The organism is Vibrio sp. D173a, from assembly GCF_030248475.1.
The window spans coordinates 1-749 of sequence record NZ_JAHGAH010000935.1 but is presented as its reverse complement, the minus strand read 5'-3'; the positions used below and the strand labels follow the sequence as shown (position 1 = coordinate 749).

At 40.2% G+C, this 749-nt stretch carries 1 protein-coding gene; it reads right to left on the bottom strand.

The genetic code is table 11. The features are described 5' to 3' along the window. Positions 1–749, bottom strand: a 749-nt coding sequence (locus KIV40_RS30380; protein WP_285352983.1) for a hypothetical protein, incomplete at both ends; no start/stop codon positions are given.

Below are 749 nucleotides of genomic sequence, written 5' to 3'. Positions count from 1 at the left end.
AATATTGCTTTGCGGATTCATGCGCAGGTTTCAGAACATCCAATAGGATGTTTAAAATCTCACCCTCATAAAGATCACTTTCTTTGCCAAGGTTTAGTGCTGGTAAACCTACGGTTTTACCAGCAAAATGAGTTTCTAAATGTTCTACTTTTGCACGAAGCATAAGAAGATTGTTTTCTAACTCCTCTTTGTCCGACTCCGCATCAAAGTACATACTCTCTGTATCTGTAAGGTTTGTCGTTAGTTTTTCGATCTCGGCATTTGACGCTTCTTGTTGACGATCTAACTCTTGCATCGCCTCATCCAAAAGCTCTTTATAGTCAGAATCATCCGTCAAAGAAGAAACTTTTTTTGTTAATGCGATCCTTTGATCTTTCTGGCGTTTTGCTCGAACGTCAGTAGGTGAAAAGTGCTCTTTTCGGTACTTGCCGTTAGTTGTATGAGTAACAAAGGACAGTAGTTCATGTAAAACATGAACGTTGTTTTGTTTCCAGTTTTCAATCTGGTCACTAAGAATTAGTGAGTTTCGAGGGACTTCACCACCAAAAAGAGGTTGCACGATATTTACAGCGCCATCCCATGCAGAATATCGTTTGGTCAAGATGCTTTCCATTAGACCGTCATCAGTATCTTCTGGGAAAACGACCACTTGAGCTAGTCCGAGTAATTGCTGTTGCAATCCGATATTGTGGATGAATTTGTTTTTGCTAACGAGTACAAGCGAGAAGTCTCGCTCAGGTCTAAAAATC